Here is a 1961-nt window from a genome sequence, read left to right on the forward strand (position 1 = left end):
GACATGAACCGATAGGCGGCCTCGCGCCGGCGCCGCTGGTCGCCGGCCCCGGTCTCCGCATCGGCCTTGCGCGCCTGCTCCACCAGCCGCCGCAGGGTCACAGAGGCGCCGCCCGGCTGCTGGGCCAGCCAGTCCCAGTGCCGGGGCAGGAGGGTGACTTCGCGCGCCACCACCCCCAGCTTCGGCCGCCCCCGCCGGGCGGGCTCGGGCTCAGGCGCTGGGCCAGCCTCCGGGGCCGGCGGGTCCGCCCGACCCTCCAGGTCGGTCAGCCGCCCGGTGGCGAGATCAAAGGCCAGCAGCGGCCCGTCCGCCCCGGCGGCGCGGGCCTCTGCCGCGGCGGCCAGGACCTCATTCAGCGGCCCCTGGGCGATCCGCCGTTCGGCGCGGAACAGGACAAGGCCCAGGGGAAAGTCGGCGGCGGCGTCGGTCATCTATTTACCCGGATAAAATGATCTGACATTTATACCCGGGTGAATAGGAGCTGTCATGACCTCTTCGACCCGCAAGGCGCAGATCGCCGCCTATAAGGAGCGCCCGACCATCGCCGGCGTCTTCGCCGTCATCTGCGAGGCCACCGGCCAGGTCTGGGTCGGCCAGAGCCGCCACATCGACACCCAACAGAACGGCCTCTGGTTCGCCCTCAAACAGGGCTCCAGCCCCTACCGCCCCCTCCAGGCCGCCTGGACGGCCCACGGCGCAGGCGCCTTCCGCTTCGAAATCCTCGACCGCCTGCCGGAAGACTACTCCGACCTCCGCCGCAAGGACGAACTGACGAAGCGCGCGGCCCTGTGGCGGGCGCGGCTGGAGGCGGAGGGGTTGTAGGGGAGGCTGGGAAGTCCGCTGGGTGGCAAGCCGCAGTCATCCACGACCGGCCGGTCTGCGCATCTTGACGTGGCGGCTGGAAATCTAGCCCCGAACGAGGATTATCTGGTGAGGCTGTTGCGAGTTATTGAGCCGAACCCAAACCTATAACCTTGTTGTCCAAGGCGCGATCGGACGTCGCCGCGTGTACTCTGCCCACGGTTCGATCTCGAGGATCAGGCGGTATTTTTCGCGAAGCCGTTCGAACATCAGCCGCTCACGCTTCTCGGGTTGCCCACTTGGAACATTGGGGGAGGCCAGATAGCGGCCCAAGAGGCCAAGGATAAAATCAGGCGCGCTGATGCACGTATCCGGCTTCCCGACGAAGTGGACAACGATGGATCGCGGATGGCGATTGTTCTCCGCCTTCAAGCCCCCCTGGACCGCTTGAATGGCACCGCGAATGCTCGCCTGCGAGACCTTCGGGTTCTGTTCTATGATGAAGATGGCGAACTGGCTCTCCGCCGCCATCAGCCGGCGCTTCAAGACGGCCCCGAGTAGCCGAAGATAAGTTTCTTCGTAGTGTCTAGGGTCGCGTAGCGGCGCCATGACCACATAGGCCTCGAATGGCAAGGCCCGCAGACGCTCGACGTAGGCGAGTTTCACATCTTCCGTCGCATCGGTGAAGTGAAGGCCGCGCTTGATCATCGCGCCCCTGTCGCCGTCAGCAAAGGGATCCGCAAGGGTGTCCTCGAGTATGTCGCGCGCCGCCGAGATCATGCGGTTCTGGTATTGGCTCACCGACATTCCAATGGCAAGGACAGGCCCGCCTGGCGCCGTTCTGTACTCCGCTTCATCGATACAGATGTAGAACGGTGTCGAATTCTGACGTCGCGGCGAATAGCTGGGCCGCGCCCCCGCGGCCTGCAGAATTGACGTCCACCGCGGCTTGATGCGCGCAGAGAGGCGTGGCTCGTGATGAGCGACGAATTTCACGAGCCCGTCGAGCCGGTTAGTGTCCCGTGACGTGACCCCCTGAAACTCAGCCAGAAATAGCTAGAGTCCGCCCCATGGAAGGACGGACGAATGAAGCGATCAAGGTTCACGGAAGAGCAGATCATTGGGATCCTGCGGGAGCAGGAGGCGGGCGTGCCGGTGGC

3 protein-coding genes are annotated in these 1961 nt (G+C 65.4%); 1 reads left to right on the forward strand and 2 read right to left on the reverse strand.

The genetic code is table 11. The annotated features are described in order from the left end of the window. A partial coding sequence (locus tag Q7V15_RS08635; protein ID WP_304755094.1) for a DUF2239 family protein occupies positions 1–431 on the reverse strand: 431 nt, incomplete at its 3' end. Positions 432–486: 55 nt separating this feature from the next. Between Q7V15_RS08635 and Q7V15_RS08640 the strand changes: the two genes are divergently transcribed. After that, a complete protein-coding gene (locus Q7V15_RS08640; protein ID WP_304755096.1) occupies positions 487–822 on the forward strand; it encodes a GIY-YIG nuclease family protein in 336 nt (111 codons plus the stop codon). A 144-nt stretch (positions 823–966) separates the two neighbouring features. Here the strand turns inward: Q7V15_RS08640 and Q7V15_RS08645 are convergent, their stop codons facing one another. Then, positions 967–1797 (reverse strand): hypothetical protein, encoded by an 831-nt coding sequence (locus Q7V15_RS08645; RefSeq protein WP_304755097.1) that lies wholly within the window; start codon positions 1795–1797, stop codon positions 967–969. Between the last annotated feature and the right edge of the window lie 164 nt (positions 1798–1961).

The sequence above is a fragment of the Phenylobacterium sp. genome, from assembly GCF_030651755.1.
GTDB lineage: Bacteria > Pseudomonadota > Alphaproteobacteria > Caulobacterales > Caulobacteraceae > Phenylobacterium.

Coding starts and splice junctions, on each gene's coding strand:
- Q7V15_RS08640 (WP_304755096.1), top strand. CDS start 487: ATGACCTCTTCGACCCGCAAGGCGCAGATCGCCGCCTATAAGGAGCGC.